At 72.9% G+C, this 21,820-nt stretch carries 15 protein-coding genes and 1 pseudogene; 11 read left to right on the top strand and 5 right to left on the bottom strand.

Annotated features, from left to right (window positions below; genetic code table 11):
- Positions 1 to 47: 47 nt before the first annotated feature.
- Positions 48 to 3,386, top strand: a complete 3,339-nt coding sequence (locus AC07D6_RS28710) for a S8 family peptidase (RefSeq protein ID WP_479049171.1) — start codon at positions 48 to 50, stop codon at positions 3,384 to 3,386.
- Positions 3,387 to 3,909: 523 nt separating this feature from the next.
- Here AC07D6_RS28710 and AC07D6_RS28715 read toward each other — a convergent pair.
- The gene (locus AC07D6_RS28715) at positions 3,910 to 4,638 is read right to left on the bottom strand and encodes a DUF4386 domain-containing protein (RefSeq protein WP_479049173.1); all 729 of its coding nucleotides are present in this window, start codon (positions 4,636 to 4,638) and stop codon (positions 3,910 to 3,912) included.
- A gap of 94 nt (positions 4,639 to 4,732) precedes the next feature.
- On the opposite strand from AC07D6_RS28715, the gene AC07D6_RS28720 reads away from it, so the two are divergent.
- Together AC07D6_RS28720 and AC07D6_RS28725 are read left to right on the top strand one after the other, a co-directional pair.
- On the top strand, positions 4,733 to 5,416 hold the full coding sequence (locus AC07D6_RS28720; RefSeq protein ID WP_479049175.1) for a TetR/AcrR family transcriptional regulator: 684 nt from the start codon (positions 4,733 to 4,735) through the stop codon (positions 5,414 to 5,416).
- Between the two features lie 351 nt (positions 5,417 to 5,767).
- The gene (locus tag AC07D6_RS28725; RefSeq protein ID WP_479049286.1) at positions 5,768 to 6,487 is read left to right on the top strand and encodes an IS6 family transposase; all 720 of its coding nucleotides are present in this window, start codon (positions 5,768 to 5,770) and stop codon (positions 6,485 to 6,487) included.
- Between the two features lie 125 nt (positions 6,488 to 6,612).
- Here the strand turns inward: AC07D6_RS28725 and AC07D6_RS28730 are convergent, their stop codons facing one another.
- Entirely contained in the window at positions 6,613 to 7,134 is a 522-nt protein-coding gene (locus AC07D6_RS28730; protein ID WP_479049176.1) for a hypothetical protein, read from the bottom strand.
- Between the two features lie 1,677 nt (positions 7,135 to 8,811).
- Positions 8,812 to 8,972 (bottom strand): annotated as a pseudogene (locus AC07D6_RS28735) (SDR family NAD(P)-dependent oxidoreductase); the annotation flags it as partial.
- Positions 8,973 to 9,109: 137 nt separating this feature from the next.
- Between AC07D6_RS28735 and AC07D6_RS28740 the strand changes: the two are divergent.
- Both AC07D6_RS28740 and AC07D6_RS28745 read left to right on the top strand, forming a co-directional pair.
- Positions 9,110 to 10,045 (top strand): NAD(P)H-binding protein, encoded by a 936-nt coding sequence (locus tag AC07D6_RS28740; RefSeq protein WP_479049178.1) that lies wholly within the window; start codon positions 9,110 to 9,112, stop codon positions 10,043 to 10,045.
- A gap of 295 nt (positions 10,046 to 10,340) precedes the next feature.
- On the top strand, positions 10,341 to 10,739 hold the full coding sequence (locus AC07D6_RS28745) for a tellurite resistance TerB family protein (protein ID WP_479049180.1): 399 nt from the start codon (positions 10,341 to 10,343) through the stop codon (positions 10,737 to 10,739).
- A gap of 326 nt (positions 10,740 to 11,065) precedes the next feature.
- Here AC07D6_RS28745 and AC07D6_RS28750 read toward each other — a convergent pair whose 3' ends face one another.
- Positions 11,066 to 11,923 (bottom strand): methyltransferase domain-containing protein, encoded by an 858-nt coding sequence (locus AC07D6_RS28750; RefSeq protein ID WP_479049182.1) that lies wholly within the window; start codon positions 11,921 to 11,923, stop codon positions 11,066 to 11,068.
- Between the two features lie 1,964 nt (positions 11,924 to 13,887).
- Entirely contained in the window at positions 13,888 to 14,364 is a 477-nt protein-coding gene (locus tag AC07D6_RS28755; protein WP_315875966.1) for a hypothetical protein, read from the bottom strand.
- A gap of 304 nt (positions 14,365 to 14,668) precedes the next feature.
- On the opposite strand from AC07D6_RS28755, the gene AC07D6_RS28760 reads away from it, so the two are divergent.
- From AC07D6_RS28760 to AC07D6_RS28785, 6 genes are all read left to right on the top strand, one after another.
- On the top strand, positions 14,669 to 14,863 hold the full coding sequence (locus tag AC07D6_RS28760; RefSeq protein ID WP_479049185.1) for an antitoxin: 195 nt from the start codon (positions 14,669 to 14,671) through the stop codon (positions 14,861 to 14,863).
- A gap of 619 nt (positions 14,864 to 15,482) precedes the next feature.
- Positions 15,483 to 16,952: a PP2C family protein-serine/threonine phosphatase gene (locus tag AC07D6_RS28765; RefSeq protein ID WP_315875964.1), complete on the top strand. Its 1,470-nt coding sequence runs from the start codon at positions 15,483 to 15,485 to the stop codon at positions 16,950 to 16,952.
- Entirely contained in the window at positions 16,949 to 17,317 is a 369-nt protein-coding gene (locus AC07D6_RS28770; RefSeq protein WP_315875963.1) for an STAS domain-containing protein, read from the top strand. Before AC07D6_RS28765 ends, AC07D6_RS28770 begins: the two co-directional genes overlap by 4 nt.
- 1,126 nt (positions 17,318 to 18,443) lie before the next feature.
- A complete protein-coding gene (locus AC07D6_RS28775) occupies positions 18,444 to 18,638 on the top strand; it encodes a thiazolylpeptide-type bacteriocin (protein WP_479049187.1) in 195 nt (64 codons plus the stop codon).
- 54 nt (positions 18,639 to 18,692) lie between these two features.
- Entirely contained in the window at positions 18,693 to 18,875 is a 183-nt protein-coding gene (locus tag AC07D6_RS28780; protein ID WP_315875961.1) for a thiazolylpeptide-type bacteriocin, read from the top strand.
- 206 nt (positions 18,876 to 19,081) lie between these two features.
- Positions 19,082 to 21,820, top strand: coding sequence for a lantibiotic dehydratase (locus AC07D6_RS28785; protein ID WP_479049189.1), 2,739 nt, complete (start codon positions 19,082 to 19,084; stop codon positions 21,818 to 21,820).

Below are 21,820 nucleotides of genomic sequence, written 5' to 3' on the forward strand. Positions count from 1 at the left end.
GACCCGGAGGCACGGGCGGGCGATCCGCCCCCTCGACAGGAGCAGAGTTGTACAGATCCCTACGGAGAGCCCGGCGCCGGACAGCGGCCCTGGCCCTCGCCACGGCCGTCGTCACCCTCACCACGGGCCTCGGCACCCCCGCCGGGGCGACGCCCCCGGGCGCCACAGGCCCCGCCGAGGCGGGGAAGGCCACCGCGCCGCTGAAGCACGTCACGCTGATCACCGGTGACCGGGTGAGCGTGGACGCCGAGGGCAGGCCCGTCCGCATCGAGCGCGGCGAGGGCCGCGAGAAGATCCCCGTGTGGGTACGGGTCCAGAACGGGCGCACCCTCGCGGTGCCCGCCGACGCGGAACGCCTGATCGCCACCGGCAAGCTCGACCGGCGACTGTTCGACCTGACCGAACTGACCCGCCCCGAAACCCTCGCCGCGCAGCGCGGCGGCCTCAAGGTGATCGTCCAATACAGCGGTTCCGCCGCGACGGCCCGCTCCGAGGTGCGCGAGGCCGAGGGCAGCGCGGTCCGCAGGACGTTCGGGGCGCTCAACGCGGAAGCCGTCCAGACCCCGGCCGCGGACGCCGGGGCGCTGTGGTCCGCGCTCACCGACACCCGGCGCGCCGCCGTCGCCGCGCCCGCTCCCGGCATCAGCCGGGTCTGGCTCGACGGCGGGCGCCGGGCGAGCCTGGACAAGAGCGTGGCGCAGATCGGCGCGCCGAAGGCGTGGGCCGGCGGGTACGACGGCACGGGCGTCACGATCGCCGTGCTGGACACGGGCGTCGACGCCACGCACCCGGACCTCGCCGGCCGGGTGGTCGCCGAGCGGAACTTCTCGTCGGCGGCCGACGCCGAGGACCGGCAGGGGCACGGCACCCACGTCGCCTCCACCGCCGCCGGGACGGGCGCCAGGTCCGGGGGCGCCCACAAGGGCGTGGCCCCCAGCGCGAAACTGCTCAGCGGCAAGGTGCTCGACGACGACGGCTTCGGCAGCGACTCGCAGATCCTGGCGGGCATCGAATGGGCGGTCGCCCAGGGCGCCGACATCGTCAACCTCAGCCTCGGCAGCACCGACACGCCCGAGCTGGACCCGCTGGAAGCGGCCGTCAACCAGATCTCCGCCGACAAGGGCGTCCTCTTCGCCGTCGCGGCCGGCAACTCGGGGTCCGGCGCCTCCACGGTGGAGTCCCCGGGCAGCGCCGAGGCCGCGCTCACCGTCGGCGCGGTCGACGACTCCGGCGCGCTGGCCGACTTCTCCAGCCGCGGCCCGCGCACCGGCGACGGGGGCGTCAAGCCCGACGTCACCGCACCCGGAGTGGACATCACCGCGGCGGCCGCGCCCGGCAGCGCCCTGGCCGAACGGCACGGCCAGAGCCCCGACGGCTACCTGACGATCTCCGGCACGTCGATGGCGACCCCGCACGTCGCCGGTGCCGCAGCCATCCTCAAGCAGCGGAACCCGCACTGGACGTACGCCGAACTCAAGGGCGCCCTGACCGGTTCCACCGATGAGGGCCCCTACGGCCTCCTCGCCGGGGGAACCGGCCGCGTCCGGGTCGACGCGGCGCTGGAGCAGACCGTGTTCGCCCAGCCGGCGGCCCTGAACTTCGGCGTCGCGCAGTGGCCCCACGCCGACGACCCGGTCCAAACCGAGAAGGTCACCTACCGCAACACCGGTGACGAGCCGGTGACCCTCGCCCTCACGCTCGACGTCCGCGACCCCCGCGGCGAGCCCGGCCCGGACGGGCTGTTCACCCTCGGCGCCGACACGGTGACCGTCCCCGCGGGCGGCACCGCCTCCGTGGACCTGTCCGCGGACACCCGGCTCGGCGGCACGCTCGACGGCCTGTACTCCGTCCAGGTCCTGGCCGTCGGCGACGGGCAGGGCGTCCGTACCCCGGCGGTGGTGGAGCGCGAGGTCGAGTCCTACGACGTGACGTTCGACCACGTCGGCCGCGACGGGCAGGCCGCCGCGAGCTACGGCACCTCCGTCAGGGGCGTCACCGAGGACCTGTTCGGCAAGGAGGTGTACCTCTCGGAGGAATCGGCCACGGACACGGTCCGCCTGCCGAAGGGCACGTACTTCCTGGAATCCCACGTCGACGGCTCCGAGACGGGCACCAACTGGCTGGTCCAGCCGGTGCTCAACGTCACGGGCACGCAGACCGTCACCCTCGACGCGCGCGCGGCGAAGCCGGTGGACATCACCGTGCCGGACCGCGACGCGGCACCGGAGAGCGCCGTCGCGGTCTTCTCCTACCAACAGGGCGACTTCGGTCAGATGACCTTCCTCGCGATGCGGTCGTTCGCGGGCCTGCGCACCGCGCACCTCGGCCCGGCGGTCACCTCCGGGCTCACCCAGCTGTGGTCGGGGGTGTGGACCAACGGCCCGAAGGACTACCGCGTGTCGCTGGGCGGCGGCTCGGACCGGTTCACCACCGGAGTCACCCGGCACCTCGGCACGGGCGACATGGCCGCCGTGCGGGTGGGCCTCGGCGCCTCCGCCCCGGGCAAGAGCGGCTTCCTCTTCCCCACGGCCACCGTCCCCGACGCGCCGCCGAACTTCTTCGCGCCCTCCTCGTCCGCCCGGGAGCTCCCCACCGAGCAGACGCTGTACCTGTCGACGCTCGACGGCGCGCGCTGGGACATGGGCTTCCAGCAGATGGCCCGCAGCGGGGACAGCTGGGCCACGGAGGTGAGCTTCGCGCCGGAGGAACCCAAGGAGTACCGCGGCGGGCAGACCTACCACGAGGTCTTCAACACGGCGGTCATCGGCCCCCTGGTCGACGCGCGGTACGGGCTCTCCCGCGAGGGGGACGAGATCTCCGGTGACGTCCCGCTCTTCTCCGACGGCCGCGGGCACGCGGGCCGCACGCTCCACACGTCGGCGCGGACCACGCTCCACCGCGACGGGGTGAAGATCGCGGAGAGCGACGCCCCGATCGACCGGGCCCCCTTCACCGTGCCCGCCGGCGACGCCCGGTACCGGCTGTCGACGTCGGTCACGCGCGACCCCGCCGTGGCGGCCGCCTCCACGCGCATCGACGCGAGCTGGGAGTTCCGCTCCCGGCAGACGACGACCGCCACCCGGCTGCCCGTCTCCACGGTGCGCTTCGGCGCCGCCGTCGGCCTCGACGGCACCGTCCCGGCCCGGCACCTCCAACTCGTGCCGCTGACGGTGCAGGGCGCCGCGGCGGGCGGGAACCTCAAGTCCCTCGCCGTGTACGCCTCGTACGACGACGGGAAGAGTTGGACGGCGCTCACCGTGGTCGACGGCAGGGCCGTGGTGCGCAACCCGGACCAGGGCAAGGCGATCTCGTTGCGCGCCCTGGTCGTGGACAAGCAGGGCAACCGCTCCTCGCTCGACGTCCACCAGGCGTACCGCGGAAGGTGACGCCCTGACGGAAGGGGGCGGCGCGCCGGAGCTGACGGGCTCCGGCCCGCCGCCCCTCCCGCGCGCCGGGGCACGGGGGCCCTTCGGGGCCTGCCGCAGCGGGCGGGGCAGGCGTACGGGACCTCCGCCGGGCGCCGCCGCCCGCCGGGGCGCCGACGGGCCGACCGGGGGCAGCGCGCCGCCCGACGGCCCCGGCCACCGGTCCGCCTCCTCGGGGGCGCCGACCGCGCCCGGCGGGACGCTTCAGGCCCGGGGCACGGGTACCCGGCTGCCGCTGCGTCGCGCCGCGCGCCCGCCCGTCGCGGCGCTGTCGCGGCCCCGGCTCTTGGCGTCCTCGCTCGCGACTGCGGGGCGGGCGCCGCTCGGCCCGCCCACGGCGCCACCGCGCCGTCCCGCCGCTTCGCGATCCTGCCGCTGTCCCGCCGCCCGCTGCGGCGTTGCTTTTCGCAGATCATGATGGTCCCCCACCCGGGCAGGGCTGGCGCGTCCCCCGGACGGCTCTGTCGTCAGGCTCGGGTCGACCTCACCGACGGACACCTGCCGGATCAGCCACTTCTCCGTCTGCCCGGGACGCGCTGCCTGAGACGGGCCCGAACCCCTTGGCGATCAGCCACCCGGCCAGCCCCAGCTCCCAGGCGAACACCGGGAGTGCGGCGGCTGCCCCCGCCACGGAGAGCTGCGCGTAGGCCCCGAACATCACGGCGACGGCCGAGGCGCAGATCAGTGGTCCACCGACCAGCCCGAGCACGGCGATGAAGCGCGGTACGAGCCGTGCGCGGTACGCCAGGTACGCGAGCAGGACGGTGTTCAGGCCGAGGGCGATGTTGGGCCCGAGCAGGAACGTCCAGTCGTGCACGGCCACCAGCGCGACGTCGGCGCCGTTCACCGTCCCCGTGTCCCGCCGCAGGGTGACGAGCGCCAGGACGGCGACGATCCCGAGGGCGATGACGGTCGCCTCCAGCAACCGCCCGAAGGCGTACCCGAGCGCGAGCCCCTCGCCGTGGCGCCGCAGGACGGGGAACAGCGCCGCCCCGGTACCGGCCACCGCCACCACCAACACCATCTCGCAGAGCGCCCCGAGCAGTGCCTGTGTGTCGGCACCCTGCGCGAGCCGGCCGTCCGTGGCTCCCAGCAAGGGGCGGTACAGGATCGCCCCGGCTATCGCGGCGCCCTCGGTCAACAGGAACAGCGACCCGGCGGCCACCGCGGTTCTCCGGTCCGGACTCATCTTCTCCAGCCCCCCTCGCTCCATGGTGGTGTACGTCGTACACCTGGCAGCGACCATAGGTGTACGGCGTACACTCGTCAAGGAGAAGGCTGTCGAGGAGGGAAGGGGCCGAACGGAAATGACCCCGCAGGAAGCCACGCGCACGCAACGGATCCCCTTGAACAGGGACCGCGTCCTGCGCGCCGCCGTCGCGCTCGCCGACGCCACCGGCATCGACGCGCTCAGCATGCGCAGGCTCGCGCAGGAGCTGGGCGTCGTACCGATGGCCCTCTACAAGCACGTGGCCAACAAGGAGGAGTTGCTCGACGGCATGGTCGACACAGTGGTCGGCGAGATCGACCCGCCGGCCTCGGGCCCCGACTGGCAGCACGTGGTCCGCGGGCGGATCCTCTCGGCCCGGCGGGTCCTGCTGCGCCACCCCTGGGCGGTCCGGGTCATCGAGTCGCGGACCGGCCCCACCCCGGCCGTGCTGGCGTACCTGGACTCGATGGCCGGGAGCTTCCGGGAGGGCGGCCTCTCCGCCGACCTCACGCACCACGTCATGCACGCGATGGGCAGCCGCCTCCTCGGCTTCAGCCAGGAACTGTTCGACACCTCGGGCCCTTCCGGCCCACCGGACCCCGGCCTGGCGGCGCGCTACCCGCACATCGCGGAACTGGCCGCGACGGCCGCGCACGACGGGGGCTCCACGGTCGGTGGCGGCTGCGACGACCAGTTCGAGTTCGAATTCGCCCTCGACCTCCTCCTGGACGGCTTCGAAAGCCTCCGCCGCCAAGGCTGGACGTCCGCACGGAAGGCGTAGCAGGCGCGGAGGGCTGATCCAGCGTCGAAGGGGTAAGGGAAGCCCAGCCGAGCCCAGAACCCGACGGCGATCCCTCGGATGAAGCGGAGCAGGCCCACGCTGACAGCCGCACAACGAGAGGGCTCGCAGCTGTGCGGCGCGGCTGCTACGGCTCGAACTCCAGGTGCCTCACGTCGATGAACTCCACGTCCAGGCCGTGAGCGCGGCGGCCTCCGTCACGGAAGTACATAGGGCCGAGGCCCTCGGCGGCGATGGCGCGCAGCTGCTGCTCGCCGGCCCCGGCGTCCTGGGGACACTGTCACGCCGGCTGAGCGGGTGGAACGATCTTCAGGTTGATCATGGTGGAGGGGGATCGTCCGTGGGGAGCGCGTCGCCGTCGTACAGGGGTACCTGGTCGAGGTGATCTCCCACTGCGTGTGGCTGTACTTCCGGTTCCCGCTCAGCTTCCGTGAGGTCGAGGAGCTGATGCTGGAGCGCGGCGTGATCGTCTCCTACGAGACCATCCGCCGCTGGTGTGTGAAGTTCGGGCAGCAGTACGCCAATGCGCTGCGCCGCCGCCAGCCCCGGCCTGGTGACAAGTGGCACCTGGACGAGGTCTTCGTCACGATCAACCGCGAGCGGAAGTACCTCTGGCGGGTTGTCGACCAGGACGGCATGGTGCTGGACATCCTGGTGCGGAACCGGCGGGACAAGACCGTGGCCAGGCGATTCTTCCGTCGTCTGTTGAAGAGGACCCGTACGGTGCCGCGGGTGGTTGTCACGGACAAGCTCCGCTCCTACGGCGCCGCTCACCGCGAGGTTATGCCCCCGGTCGAGCACCGCTCGCACAAGGGGCTGAACAACCGGGCGGAGAACAGCCACCAGCCGACGAGGCAGCGTGAACGTGCGATGAAGGGCTTCCGCTCCGCTGGAGGGGCGCAGCGGTTCCTGTCCGCGTTCAGCGGTATCTCACCGCACTTCCGGCCCTGCCGCCACCTGATGGCCGCCCCCGACTACCGAGCCGAAATGACCACCCGCTTCGCCATCTGGCAGCAGGTCACAGGCACCGCTGGCCTGTCCACCCTGGACTGAGCCCAGGCCTCACCATGCACCGACACACCGTCAGGTGCCCGCACGCCCAACAACGTGACAGCGCCGATCGAACAGTTGCTTGGGCGGCCGCGCCGTCGAACGCTCCGGTTCGTCGGCCGGCGGCGTCAGCGCAGCACCTTGCACCAGTTGCCGTTGACCTCCACGGCGTCCTCGTAGCCGTAGGAGCCGTAGAGGTCGCCTCCGGCGGGTTCGAGGGCCAGGATCGGCCGGCCCCGTCCGTCCGTCTTGCGGTAGGTCACCACGCAGGAGGCGATCATCGGGTAGTCCTGCAGGAACTGCTTGAGGACCGCCCGGCAGGAGTGGCAGGGGCCCTTATCGGAGTAGAGCGCGATGCTGCCCCCGGTGACCTGCGCCAGGATCTCGGCCAGGTACTGGTCGTCGTTGCAGCCGAGCCGCTCGAAGATCGCGTTGGCTAGGAGGTTGACGGTCTGCCTCTCCGGATCCTTGTCGTGTCGGTACTGGCCCGCGAACTTGCCCTTGGGCTCGGGCTGTCCGTGGTAGTAGGTGCTCCCGACCACGGTGGTGCCCGACATGCGCTCGATCGTTCCTTCGAGGTCGGGGCCCGCGGTGAAGGAGATCCGGTACTTCAGGATCGCCCGGTTTTCGTAAGCGGCTGCCGTGGTCACGCGTACTCCGTCCGCTGGTGGGGCTTGAGGCCGGGAACACCGTCGCATGCACGGGTACACGCGGAATAAATGGGCAGTTGAGGACGCCGTGCCGTGCAGGACCCCCCACGTTTCGAAGCACCCCCCACGTTTCGAAGCGTCGGCACGATGCCGAGGATGCCCAGGCGCATAACGGTCTCCGGATAGTCCCGGCTCGCCCGCCGACACACGAGTCTCTCCGATTGCTGCGCCCGTCGGCATTTCCGCGGCCGGCAGGCCCGTCACCGCCCCTTGGCCCGGTGCCAGGCGGCAGACGGATGTCGCCGGTTGCGCCGCCGTGCCCCGGGAACCTGTCGGCCCGCCTGTCGTTGGCGGTGGCCGGTTCCGGTGCCGCCGATACGGGACCGCTCGGCGCCCCGGTGGCCGTCCGGCCCACGATCGGCACGCCCAGCCGTAACGGCTGGCGCTCGCCGTCAAGTCGACCGCGGGCCATGGCCGGGGCCGCGCCGCTCCGTTCGGCACCCCGGTGGCCCGGTTGAGGCCCTTCTCGGTGTTCTGCGTCGAGACTGGTTGCCGTCCTGGCCGCCGTGCCGCCTGCCGTTCCGGCCTGGTCCGGGTGGTACCGGTCTTGCTTGGCGGAGCCCGTCGAGCGTCCCCTCCGCTTCGTCGTCAACGGTCGTGGTGCCGGGCCGGACGGTCCGCCCTTGCCGGGTGGTGACCGGCATGTCCAACCGTAACGACCTGTCCTTCGTCGCCTGCTCAGCCCGCTGCCGCGCCGCTTCGCTGGCTCTCTCCTCCTGCGCTCCGCCGTTGATGCCTGCGACCGGTCCAGCCGATAGCGACCCAGGCTGTGAAGAGCACCACCGCGGCGATGAGACCCGCGACGGTGTCGGTGGAGACGAGCGTGAGCAGAACCACGCTCAGCGTGATCACCCCGACCGAGGAGGTGGTGAAGGAGTCGGCATGCAGGACGAACCGTAGAAACCCTGAGGGTGATGCATTGGCCGTGGCATCCCATTCTGGGGGCACGGGAAAGGATCAACCACCTGGTCTTCTGAGTCAGGAATTCTGTTCAGATGTGCAGGGCTGCGGGGTGGCGCGTACTGGGCGGCCGAAGGCCGAGTTGGTCCTGTCCGGATGAGGAGCGGGGTGCGCTGGAGGAGTGGGTGCGGCGCCGCTCCACGTCGCAGGCGTGGGCCCTGCGGTGCCGGATCATCCTGACCTGCGCGGCGGGTGCGTCGAACAAGGATGTCGCCGCTCGACTCGGCTCGACACCGCATGCGGGGGACCGGTGGTGGGCGCGGTTCGTCGAGCACCCGATCGCAGGCCTGGGCGACATGCCGCGGTCCGGCGGTCCCGGCCCGCTGCCGCCCTGGGCCGTCGGCGTTCGCCCGTCGACCACCACTGTCGTCGACCCTCGTACGGCGTCCGGCTCCGTGGCTCCGCTGCTTGGTCTCCCCGTCGTCGGCTGCCATCCCGGCGCTTCCGTCACCGCCTCATCCCGGGTGTCGACCCTCGTCTGTACGGCCTCCGCCTTTCGACCGACCGTGACAGGGCCTCGGCCGCGTCGTCGACTGCGGCTCCGACCCGCCGTCGTCAGTCGTCGTACGGTTTTGCCGTCGTTGTACGCGGTGTCCGCCCACCTCGCCCTGTCGCCAGCCGCCGACCCACGCGGCCGAGGGGGGCGGCCAGCCGTCCCGCCCCCTCGCCGCGCCTCAGGTCGCGGCAGGCCAGCACCACGCGGGCACCATGCCTGGCGAGTTCGAGGGCGGTCGAGACCCCAGCCCGCTGTTCGCACCGGTCACCACGGCGGTGCGCCCGCTCTGGTGGGGTGTGCCGCGTGCCGCCCACTGAGACATCCGTCGTTCTCCCTTCACGGCCGCAGGCCGGCCGTCGGCCCGGTGGAACGCCAACCAGCCTCCCAGTCCGAGCAGGGGGGTGGCGGCGGCACGCGGCGTTCTTGCAGCCGGGACGAGGCGGTGGAAGGGTTCGACGGGTGAAGATTCTCGTTGTCGGCGCGAGCGGACTGCTCGGGCAGCACACAGTGACTCAACTCCAGCGGCGGGGCCACGTGACAACCGCCCTGGCACGCACCGACCGGCCCGGAATCGACCACGCCCTCGACGTCTCCGCCGCCTCGGTCGGCGACTGGCGCGAGGTGCTGGCGGGCCATGACGGCGTGGTGTTCGCGGCCGGCCTGGACGATCGCCGTCCGCTGCGCAGGCCCGCCTACCCCACGCTGCGCCGGGCCAACGTCGAGCCGGTCGTCGCGTTGCTGACGGCGGCCCGCCAGGAGGGACTCACCCGGGCGGCCGTTATCGGCTCGTACTTCACCTGCATCCACCGTCACCACCCGACGTGGCACCTCGCGATCCGGCACCCCTACATCCGCAGCCGCGTCGAGCAAGCACAGGAAGGACGGGCAGCAGCCGGGCCGAACCTGCCAGTTGCAGTGCTGGAGGTGCCGTTCGTCTTCGGCGCGGCCATCGGCAGGCGCCCGGACTGGTGCCGCCCGCTGGAGTCATGGGCGCGGTCGCGGTGGCCCCTGTACGCGCCGGACGGCAGCACCGCCGTGACCAGCGCGCGGCACGTCGCCGAGGTGGCGGTCGCGGCGCTGGAGCACGCCTCGGGAGAGGACCTCCCGGTGGTGGAGGACAACCTCTCCTGGCAGGACATGATTGCTCGTGTCGCCTCAGCCGTGCACAGGGCGCGCCCCGTGCGCCGCCTGCCTTCTGCCGTATTAAGGACGGCCCTGCACCTGGCAGGCAGCCTCGAATCCCTCACCGGCCATCAGTCGGGCCTCACGCTCGCTCACCTCCCCGACCTCCTGCTGCACGACCTCCACCTCGACCCCGGCCCCGCAGCCGGACTCGGCCTTCCTGGCCGGCCGAACCTGCTCGACACCGCCATCGCCGAGAGCCTGGGGCGCTGAACTCGCCCCGGACGCCCCGGGCATGTCGGCAGTATCGTGCCACTGCCACGCGCCCTGGTGCGGCGGGCTTCCTGTGGGCAGAAGCGGCATCAGCCCGGCAGGAGATCAGGTGGAAGCGGGAGGATGCTCGCGTCACGTTCTCGGGCTGAGTACTGATGAGTCCGGCAGACGGCAAAGTCAGCCTGCACGACGACATCGTGTCCTACGACCGGGAGGTCGGTGAGGGCACGGTGGACAGGGACTTCGACTACCGTAAGGCCGACCTGAAGGCCTGCTGTTGGCTACCTGCACCGATGTGGAAACCTGGCAGGCCGTTCCGCGCCTCGTGTGCCACGCGATCCAGATGTGCAGCGCGGACGACGTGTACACCGAGGCCGAGAACGCGCGGGTCCGGTGGGCCGCCCGCCTGATGGGCGTCGCCGACGACATCGTGCTGTCCTTCCGCGCCCTGGTGGACATGGAGCGGTCCGTCGTCGTCCGGCCCTATGGTCGGCGTGGACGTCGTGTTGCTGTCCTCGGCCCGGGTTCCGGCCGATCGCCGTGCGGCGCCGTCGTCGCGCGCGGTGTCCGGCCGCCCCGGCCCGCTGTTGCCCGCCCTCTCGCCTTGTTGCTGGCGCCCGCCGTTCCACCGGTCGTCGTACGGCATCGTGTGCTGCGTCCAGGGCCGGGCCTGACTGGTGCGTGCCCTGTGTGAGCGCCTGGACCGCCTCGCCGGCGTTGCGCCGAAGCCCGTCAGGGCCCTTTGAGACCGCCGTGCCCTCGGGCGCGTCCACGGGTCCCCGGGGGGCGGTGCCGTACAGCACCATGGCCGGTCCGCCGGGCCGGCCGCGCGCCACTCGACACCGAGAGGGGCATCATCGTGAGCACGGTCATCCAGTTCGAGGCCGTTGTGTCCCGGGCCCGGAAGGCCGCCACGGCGAAGACCAGCGCGGCGAAGGCCGGCGCGGACCTCCGTGGCGAGGTCCTGCTCGCCCTCGCCCAGCTGTGCCTGGCCAGGAGTCGGGGCGGGCTTGGCCGCCGTCAGGGGGTCTTCACGGCGTTGACCATGATGTATCCCATTTTGTTCCGGCACAGGGTCAGGATGCGCGGGTAGAGGGTGTCGAGCCGCGCCATCGCGTCGGTGCCCACCAGCTCGGTGATCTGGGCGCGCCTTGCGGCGAACAGGCGTGGGATGAGGTCGTAGGTGGGTTTGAACTCTCGAGTCATGTCACGGGTGTGGTGGATGGTGAAGCCGGCTTCGTCGAGCATGCGGGAGTAGTCCTCGGGACCGGCGGGAAGGCGGGAGAGGGCGAACGCGGCCTGGAAGAGTTGGACTTCTTCGGGAGTGAAGGGCTCGGCTTCGTAGCAGTCCGCGAGGACGAAGCGGCCGCCGGGCCGCAGCACCCGCCGAACCTCGCGGATCGCCGCGGGGCGGTCGGAGAAGTGCGCGAACGACTCGATGGCCCACGCGGCGTCGAAGGTCTCGGACTCCTGGGGCAGGGCCATGGCGTCCGCCTGTTCGAAGGCGACGCGGTCGGACAGTCCCGCCTTCGAGGCGCGGTCGCGTCCGGCCCGGACCTGAGCGGTGCTGACCGTCACACCGAGCACGCTCGCGCCCGACTCGGCACCGATCCGTACAGTGGGCCGGCCCGTGCCGCAGCCGACATCCAGCATCCGCTGTCCCGGCAGCAGTCCGACCTCGCTGATGAGGCTGTCGGTCCAGGAGTCCTGGGCCTTGGTGAGCTCCTCCCACATCTCGTCGGCTGTCAGCTCTCCCGTCTGCGCCCGTACGCCGTCGGTCCACATGCCAAGATGCATGCTGTCGCCCATGGTCAGGCCATACAGGCCCCCGAAGCGGTCGTACCATTCGCCGACATCCCGGGCCGATGGATTGCCCATGTCCAACTCCTCGCCTCCGTGGGGCCCGCCGGGCGGGATGGTGCCGCCGGGTCGGCCCGGCCGATCGCTGCCTCCACTACTTCCCCGGAACCGCCGAGCAGTGAAGCCACACGACGGGGCGCACGGAAGCACACAGAACCCATGCGTTGAATCGCCCACATGCGGCAGATCTGCTCCGTAGTCCGTCGGCAGTCCGTCGGCAGACCGTCAGGAAAGAACGAGGCCAAGCGGTGTACGGCCAGCGCCTGACGCTCATGAGCGATCGCCCAGCCTGATTCCTTGCTGACCGAGCCCGCCTCTCCGGCTGCCGCGCCTGCCGGCGTCCCCGCGGCTGGCGAGCCCGTCGCCGCCCCTTGGCCCGGTGCCAGCCCGGTGCCGGCCCGCCGCTGACCGTCGCCCAGGGCAGCGTTCCTGGCCGCGTCCTGTTCCTTGTACTTCGGGCCGTGCTCCTCGTTCTTCGGCGCCGTCCAGGCCGCCAGCGCTCGGCCCTGCCGTCGGCCGCCGTACGGCGCCGCCGTGTCCGGCCGCCGCGCGCGGTGTCCGGCCCCGCGTCGTACCGCCGTCGACGCGGGCGCTCGCCGTCCTGCCGCCGCGCCTTGTTGCCGGTGCTTGTCCGTACGGCCTCCGCCTTCCGACTGGGTGCCGCACGGCCCCGTCATCCTGTCGCCGCGCCGCCTGTCGCCGCGCCGCCTGTCGCCGCGCCGCCCGTCGCCGTCGTCGACCGTCGCTTCGGCGCCGTCCCGCCGCCCCGTCGTCGGCTGTCGCCGGGGGTGTCCGACCGTCCAGGCCACCGGCGCTCGCCCGTCGACCACTACCGCCGTCGACTCCCGTACGGTGTCCCGCTCCGTCGCTCCGTTGCCTGGTCTCCCCGTCGTCGGCCGCCGTCCCGGCGTCCCCGTCACCGCTTCGTCCCGGGCGCCAGCGCTCGTCTGTACGGCCTCCGCCTCCCGGCCGCCTGCGGCAGGGCCCCGGCCGCACCGTCGATCGCGGCTCCGGCCAGTCGTCGACCGTCGTCCGGCCCGTCGCAGGCGCCGCTGTGCCGCTGCGGAGGGCGGTGTCCGGCCGCCGGCGCTCACCCATCGGCCTCCGCCTCCCGGTTGGCCGCTGTACAGTCCCGGTGCTGACGCCGTCGTCGTCCCGCCAGCCGCTCCGTACGGCGCCGCCGTCCCGGCCCACCGTCGCCCTGCCCGTTCCTTGGCCTCCTTCCGGCCGCCGGAGCTCATCCGTACGGGCCCTACCGTCTCGCCGCGTCGCCGTCGTCGGGCGCCGCCCTGTGGTCGCTGGCGACGCCGTCCTGCTGGCCGCTCCGTACGGCGCCGTCCCGGCCTCCGACACCGCGCCGTTCAGCTTCGACGCGCTTGGCCGGGTTCCGGCCGCGCTGCCGTACAGCAGCGCCGCCACGTCCCGCCGCCGGGGGGGGGGCGGTGTCCGGCCGTACACCGTCGATCGCCGTATGACCCTGCCGCCGCGCCGCTTCGCCGTCCTGGCCGCGGGTCGGCCCGGTGTCCGCCCCAGTTATTCGGCGCCCCGACGCCGTCGTGCTGCCCAGTCTGGCCCACGTCACCGACCCGCCGGTCACCGTCCGACCGCGTGACCGCCTGGCGTCGCCGGGCCGTCTTGTCCGGATCGAGTTGGCTGCCTGCGCCGTCCCGGCCGTTCGCCGCTGTGCCGTGTCCCGGTCCCGGTCGGCTTGGCGCCGCCACTCGATCCCCGCTCCCGCCGCTGCGGCCGCGATCGGCCCCGGTCCTGGTGCGTTGCCCGGTCCGGTGGTACTCGTCGGCCCGCCTACCGCGGTCCGGCCGCGGGTCCGCTGCGCCTGCCTCACGGTTCCGTTTGGTGTCCGATGCCTCGACCGTGCCCTGGTCCAGGGCCTGCCTGGCCGGTTGCCTCGGCGCTGCTGGCCGCCGTCCCGCTGGGACGGCTGCTTCGTTCTGCCTGCATGTCCACGGGATGGGGCGGTGTGGTCATCTGTGGGGGTGTGTCGTGAATGCGGTTGGTGGGACGCCCGCGGCGTCGAGGCGTGCCAGGAGCTGTGCTTCTTGTGGTGCTGTGACGGCGATCCACAGGGCTGTGCCTGTGTCGCCGGCGCTGAAGATTACGCGGTTTCGCCGCCATGCCTCGGCGTGAATGGTGAAGGGCGCCAGGGTCTGGAGCACGTCGAACTGCATGTCGTCTCGGACGTCGATGTCGATTCCCATCAGATCGTCCCCCTTTGAGCGGGTGCCCGCGTCCGTCCTGGTTCGGGCCATCGACAGCGCCCGCTCGTAGGCGGGTATCGCCTCCACGGGCCAGGCTGTGTCGCTGTGGGCGTCGAGGTGGGCGGTCTCGATGTCATCTCGTAGGACACCAAGCGCCTCACGGTGGGCGAGCACCACGTCTGCCGCCCGCAGACCGTTTCGAAGGAACAGCTCTCGATATCGTCCGTCGGCCTTCGTGATCATGCCGGTCAGCCTTTCACGCGTTGACGGTGCCGTCACTTCTGCTGTGGAGTGCCCACCCGTAGCCTGCGATGGCGGGACTGGTTCCGGCCGCGCGCCGTGTCCGCCGGCCGTTGACGTCGTGCCGTGCCGCCGTGCCGCCGGGCCTGCGCCCGGGCAAACGCTCCTCGCCTGTGCTTGCCGGGTCCTCGACGCCGGCATCGCGGTACGGCCGGAGTCTTCCTGCTGGGGATCGGGGGGTGACAAGCGGGATCTGAAGGGTACCTGCGGTCGGGTACGACGCACGCGCTACCTACGGGAGGTACCCATGGGCAAGCTGGGAGACATGGCGAACAAGGCCAAGGAGATGGCGAAGGGCCACCCGGGCCAGGCCGACAAGGGCGTGGCCAGCGCCGAACGGGCGGTTGACGAGCGTACGGGTGACAAGTACGACGCCCAGACCGACAAGGGTGCCGACGCGGTGCGCCGTTCCTACGGAAGCGACGGTACGGCGGAGCGCTGACCTCACGCCGACGCCGTCGGTTCCCCGGCAGCAGTGCCGGGGAACCGACGGCGTCCGGATTCACCGTTGCCCCACACCGCCTGCTCCAGCCCAAGGCCGGCGGGCGCGGCGTGCTTCGCCGGCGGGGGACCTGGCAGGTCCCCCGCGGTGTGCCGGCTGGGTGCCGCCGTGCCGCGGCTCGCCCGGTCCATGACCGGCGCGTCGAGCCATAACGGCGGGCACCCGGCGCTCTTGCCCTCCGCGTCGGCCGACCCGCCCTCGATCCGCTCCCGGCTCGCCCGCCGACACACCGGCCTCTCCGATTGCTGCGCCCGTCGACGCTTCCGCGGCCGGGAGGCCGGCCACTGAGCGCACCCGGTGGTGCGCACCGACGGTGTCCGGCATCCACTCCACCGAGTGGAGTCCACCGGCCGGAACGACATCGTGGGGGAGTACGTGGGCACTGTCACATTGGCTGACCGCGAGCGCGTACGTCCGTGGGTCACGGGCGTCTTCCGCAACTTCTGGACCGGCCGCTCGGCGACGTCTCCTGAGCGGTGACGCTGGGGCGTTCGGTAGGGTTTCGGGGTGCTGACTGTCTGGTCGGTGCCTTCCTGGGGGGGATGACGAGACGAGGAACATGCCGGAGCAAGCGAGCCCGCCTGCGATAGCACCGAAGGAACCTCTGGCCGCGTCGGTCGAGGCGGCGCGGATGGCGGCGGTGCGCCGTTACGACATTCTCGACACTCCGCCGGACGGCGCCTACGACCGGGTCGCGGCGCTGGCCGCGCGCCTGTTCGAGGTGCCGGTGGCGACGGTGACGATCGTGGACGAGGACCGGATCTGGTTCAAGGCCACGCACGGCTTGGAGGGTGTCACCGAGATCGGCCGGGATCCGGGGCTGTGCGCCTCGGCGGTCCTGACGGATGACACCACTGTCATCCCCGACACCCTGCTCGATCCGGTCGCCTGCTCCAATCCGCTGGTCGCCGGCCCGATGGGGGTGCGGTTCTACGCCGCCGCTCCGATCATCACCGCCGACGGGTACCGGCTGGGCACGGTCAACGTCCTGGACACCCGCCCCCGCGAGATCAGCGAGGCGGATTCGGCCACGCTCGCGGACCTGGCCGCGGTAGTGCGTGACCAGCTGGAGCTGCGGCTGTCGGCGTTGCGCGTGGTGCGCGCCGAGCAGGAGCGTCGCAAGGTCGAGCAGGACAAGCGCCAGGCGGAGGAAGAGGCCCGGCAGCGCGCGGAGCGGGACAAGGCGGCCATCGCCGCGTTCGCCTCCACCCTGCAGCGGACCCTGGTGCCCCCGGCACTGCCCGCGGTACCGGGGCTGGAGTTGGCCTGCCACTACAAGACGGCCTCCCCGCAGGAAGTGGGCGGTGACTTCTACGACGTCTTCCCCGTCGGCGGGGGCCGGTGGGCGTTCTTCCTGGGCGATGTGTGCGGCAAGGGCGCCGAAGCAGCCTCGGTCACCTCACTGACCCGCTACACGCTGCGGGCCGCAGCCCTCGTCGACGCCGAGCCCACGGCCGCGCTCAAGGCCCTGAACGCCGCGCTGCTGCTGGACGCGGCAGTCGGCACCCGCTTCTGCACCGCCGTCTTCGGCCTGCTCGATCCGGCCCGGGACGGCGGTTTCACGGTCACGCTGGCCACCGGCGGCCACCCGCCCGCCTACCACCTGAGCCCCATCGAGGGCGGCGGCGTGCGGGTGGAGGCGGTCCGTGCCAAGGGCGGCATGCTGGTCGGCGCGTTCGCCGAAGCCGCCTTCGCCTCACGTACCCTGCACCTGGCACCCGGCCAGGGATTGCTGCTGTACACTGACGGGCTGACCGAGGCCCGCACCGCCGATGGCCGCATGCTCGCCGACACGGGCCTGATCGACTTTCTGACCCAGCGGCCGGCGCCGGTCAGTGCCGGCTGCCTGATCGACGACACCGTCGCGCTCCTGGACACCCTCCCCGACACCGAACGCGACGACGTGGCACTGCTGGCCCTGTCCGTCCCCACCCCCGATGCCGCTCCCGCGGGCATCACCACCACCGCCCACAGCGCCGCCGCCCCGACCGCCGACACCTCCGTCGGGCAGGAGAACCAACGCCCATGACCGACGCATTCCACATCGACGTCCCGCACACCGACGGCACCCTGGCCGTGATCGCACTGTCCGGTGAGTTCGACATCGCCACCGCCTCCGCCGTGCGGGCCCGCGCCCTGGAACTCATCGCGAACGGCCACCCCGACCTGGTCGCCGACCTGGCGGGCGTCACCTTCTGCGACTCCTCAGGGCTGGGCGCCCTCGTCGGCATCTGGCGCTGCGCCAAGGACGTCGACGGCTCCCTGACCCTGGCGGCCATCCCCGACCGGCTGGGCCGCCTGCTCAGCGTCACCGGGATGGACACCTTCCTGCCCGTCTACCCCAGCGCCGACGCCGCGCTCGCCGCACGCCAAGGCAACCGCACCACCGCCTGAAACCCCTCGCTCGCCAGTCAACAGCCGGCGGGGGCCGACCCGGTCGGACGGCAGCGTGATCCGGTGGGGGGCGGTGGGCTCGTACGGCCGTCGGGCCCACCGACACGGTCCGCTCGGCGTCGATGGCGACGTCCGCCTCCGCCGGGGATGGCCCCTCCCCCGAGTGCCGTCGACAGCCCACCGGTGCGCCGCCCATAGGAGGTCCGGACGGGCCGGGCCCGTCGCGAAGTCCCCGTCAAGGCGAGTCGGCGCGGCGCCTCCACGCGACGGCCCCCGGGATACGGCAGCGGTCGGCCCACCCCCGGACGCGAGGTGGCGCGGCGCCCGGTGCCCATGGCCGAGCGGGGATGGTCCGGACCGGGTGCGGGGGCAGTCGCAAGCGGAGTTCCGTCGGGTCGGTCGGAACGGGATCGGGTTCGCTCACCGCCCCGGCGGCACCCACCGAGCCGGGCATCGCGCGCCGCCTTCCGCCGTCCGTTCACGGGGCGGTCCCCTCCTGGGGTGCCGTCGGTGACGCGGACGCCCGTGAGGCCGCTCTCGCGCGCTGTCTCGAAATCGCCTCCGGCACCTGTCCGTGGCCCGTGTGCGGAGCAGCCTCCGGAAGCACGGGACCACCGGGAAGCGCTGTTCTCGAAGGGCTGCGGCGGTCGGCGGTCGAGGTACCGGGCCCGTTCGCGGGCCGATGTGGCGGATCGGTGGATTCCGGCCCGTTGCGGCTCAATTGACCACCCCGCCGGCGCACGAGGGGTCTTCACAGGCCCCTCACTCGGTGGCTGTATCCGGAGGTGTCGCGTCCATGGCCGTCGAGGGTGGTGACATGGGGATGAACGCCTTGCCCTGCAAGGCCTGGAGCGGCCAGTTCGGCTTCTCTGGGTGGCTTGAATACGCCTCCGCCGCTTATGAGCCAGGGCATCGAACCGGCCAAATCATCAAGGGGCTTGTGAAGGTTCTTGGAGCGCCCGACAGCGGCCATATAGTCGGACCGCACATGCTTGATCACTTGCGGTTGCGGGCGTCCCTCCTGCAGTTCCCGCCGGAGGGGCGTGCTTTCCGCGGACCGCAGGGCTCCATCCGGCACCGTCCGTTCGGTGCCTTACGGTTCCCACCCTCACAGAAGGAGCTCCGCATGTCCGACAACACCTCCACCCCCGGCTTCGACCTCCAGGACCTGGAGCTGGACCTCAGCGACTTGACCGTCACGTCCATGCGCGACACCGCCGCCCTCCCCGAGGGCGGCGCGTCGTGGGGGTCCTGCTCCTGCCAGGGCTCGTCGTCCTGCGCCCAGCCGCAGCCGGAGACCACCCCGCTCGCCGCGGGCTGACCGACGCGGGCGCACCTCCCCGTCCACCGCCACCGGCAGACCAAGGAGACATCCATGTCCGACACCACCGGTCTCGCGGGCTTCGACCTCGCGGACCTGGACCTGGGCGAACTCACCGTGACCTCGATGCGCGACACCGTCGCGCTCCCCGAGGGCGGCGCCTCCAACGGAGGCAGTTCCTGCTCCTGCGGATCGTCCTCCTGCGCCACCCCGCAGCTGCCGGACCTCTCGCTCTAGGGACGGCACCCGTGCCGTTCCCGGGCCGCGTCCTCTGACCACGGCCCGGCCGTACGGGACCGACCGCCCCGCCGCGGGGGGCCCACCCGGGTGCGCCCCCCGGCGGGCGAGTACCACGAAATGGGGTGGGGATTAGCCATCCCTACGTCCTTTTGGGCGAAGGGGGGGCCGCCGCCGGGCCCGCCCCGCGAACCCCGGACCGGCTCGTGCACTCGGCGCCGTACGCGCTCGTCCGCGCCACCGTGCTCGCCCATCCGCCCCAGACACCGGCCGCAGCGGGGTTCCGCGCGCTGATCGGCCGCCTGACGGAGCTGGACGGGCAACTCGCGGCCCTCTCCCACCCCCTCTGCGACGACCTGTACGCCAGCCGGGACGGCCACCCGGAGGACTTCCACCGGGACGTCGTCCTGCCGCTGCGGCGTACCGTGCACAACGGGCGCACCCCACGGCCCGCCCTCCTGGCCCGGCTCGGCGACCTGCCCGGGCGGCTGCCCCGGCTCACCCGCTGGCTCACCCTGCGGGAGCGCCGCGCCGCCCTGCTCCGCGAGCTGGACCTCGCCGTCCCCCGTGCCCTCGCGGCCGAGCGCTCGGCCCTGGCCGCCCTGTGCCGGGAGCCGGCCCTGGCCCGCGCCGTCGCCCTCACCAGCGCCGACCTGCTCCGCGCCCTCGAACGTGCCGGCAGGGGCACCGACGACCGGAAGGCGCGCAAGGAAGAACCCAACGTGCTGCGCTACGCCCTGAGGGCCAGCACCAAGACCAGCCCTCTGTCCTGGTTCACCGCCGTCGGCTGGGGCCCTCTGCCGCAGTCCCCGGCGCCACGGCCGCACGTGCGGCCCTGGGGACACGAGGCGCTCCTCGACGGCCCGCTGCACGCGACGGTCACGGTCAACCGCACGCTCACGGCCGCCCTCACCGCCGCCCTCCTGGACCGGCCGCACCGCCGTGCCGCACGCCCCCACCGCATCACCAGCACCGCCCGGATCACCGACGGCCGCGCCACGTACGCGCGCAGCCGGACCGCCTTCGCCGGCGGACGGTACCTCGTCACCGACGAGGACGAGGTGGAGGTGGCCTTCGGCGGCCCCCTGCGCCTGCTCACCGACCGTGCCCGGACCCCCGCCCCGCTCCACGAACTGGCCCTGGCGCTCGCCTCAGCCCTGCCCCCCGCGCCCGGTGCGGGGAACGCGAGCCGCGCGGAAGGCGAGGACCGCGGGGAAGGCAACCTCGCCGCCGCCACGGCCTTCCTGGACCGCCTCGCCGAAGCCGGTCTCCTCGTGCCCACCGATCCGGTGCCGCCCCAGGACGCCGACCCCCTGGCGCGCCTCTCCGCGTGGCTGCGCACCCTCGGCACGGCCGACGCCGTGGACGCCGCCCACGGCGAGGACGGCGCCGACGCCGGAGGAAGCACCCGCGCCGAGGACATCGCCCAGGCGGACCGCATCGACGAACTGGCGGCGCTCGTCGCCCGGTTCCCCGCCGCCCCGGTTCACGAGCGCCCCCGCGTGCTCACCGAGCTCGCGCACCGCTGGACCGGGCTGCTCGCGGACAACGGCCGCCCCGTCCCGGCCGGGTCGGCTCCGCTGAACCTCCTGTCCGAGGACGTCGTCGCCCCGGGAGCGCTGCGACTCGACGGCTTCGTCGGCTCCGCCGACCACGAGGCGCTCGGCGAGGTCACCGCCCTCGCCGAACTCTTCGACCTCGGCCACCTCGTGCGGCGCGTCGCCCGGGACCGCTTCGTCGAGCGGTACGGCCGCGGCGGACGCTGCGCCCACCCGTGGGAGTTCGGCGCCGACGTCGCCGCGGCGTGGGAGCGGGCGGGGCGCGTCGCCGCCCTGCGCCGGGAGGACAGCGCCGCGTTCCCCACCGGTGGTGCCGAACTCGCCGCCCTGCGCGAGGACGTCGCCGACGCCGTACGGGAGGCGTCGGCCACCAGGACACCGGCACCCGGGCCGGACGACGACGTCGTCCTGCCGCCCGACCTCGTCCGGGGCCTGGCGGCGCGGTTGCCGCGCTGGACGGTGGAACGGCCCGTCAGTTACGCGTACTTCCTGCAGCGCGACCCGGCCGGGGGATTGCTCTGCGTCAACCACGTCTACGGCGGCTGGGGGCGCTTCACCAGCCGCTTCCTGGACGCCCTCGACCCGCGGGCCGCCGAGGGCGTGGCGCGGCAGATCCGTCGCGGTCTGGGGCACGGGGCCGGGGAGCGTGTCGCCCAGATCCGTCCCGTGAACGGCTTCAACGCCAACCTCCATCCCCTCCTCGTCCCCGACGAGATCGGCCCCGACCGCGGGGCGGCATCGATCGCGGAGGACGAACTGGAGCTCTTCCACGACGAGGCCACCGACCAGGTGCGGTTCGGGATCCGGGACACCGGTGACGTCCTGGACGTCCTGTACCCCGGCTTCCTCGCCCCGATCATGCTCTCGCGCCGCATCGCGGCCCATCTGTCCGACCACCCTCACGGCATGGTCGACTTCCGCTCCCTCGTGCCCCGCCACACGGTGCGGGCCCCGGGCGGATCCGTGGTGCGCACCCCCCGGTTGCGCCACCGGCACGTCGTCCTGCTCCGCCGGCGCTGGGTCCTGCCGTCCGGCGTCGTGCGCGCGCTGCGCGAGGAACTGGCCGCCGCCGGGACCGTCCCGGTAGAGGCCGCCGCCCGGTGGCGGGCCCTGCTCGCCCTGCCCGACCAGGTCTTCCTACACCCCGTCGTCACGGCGCCGACGGGCCGCGCGGCCGACGACTTCCTGACGCAACTGAGCCGCCCGAAGCCGCAGTTCGTCGATCTGGGCAACGCGCTGCACCTGCGCTGCCTGGCCAAGTGGCTCTCCCGCCACCCCGACGGCGTGGTCCTGGAGGAGGCGCTGCCCGCGCCCGGTGGATCGGCCACGCCGACCCGGGCGGTGGAACTCGTCCTGGAGACCTACCGCCCCCGCCGCCCGTCATGA

The organism is Streptomyces sp. NPDC045287, assembly GCF_056432325.1.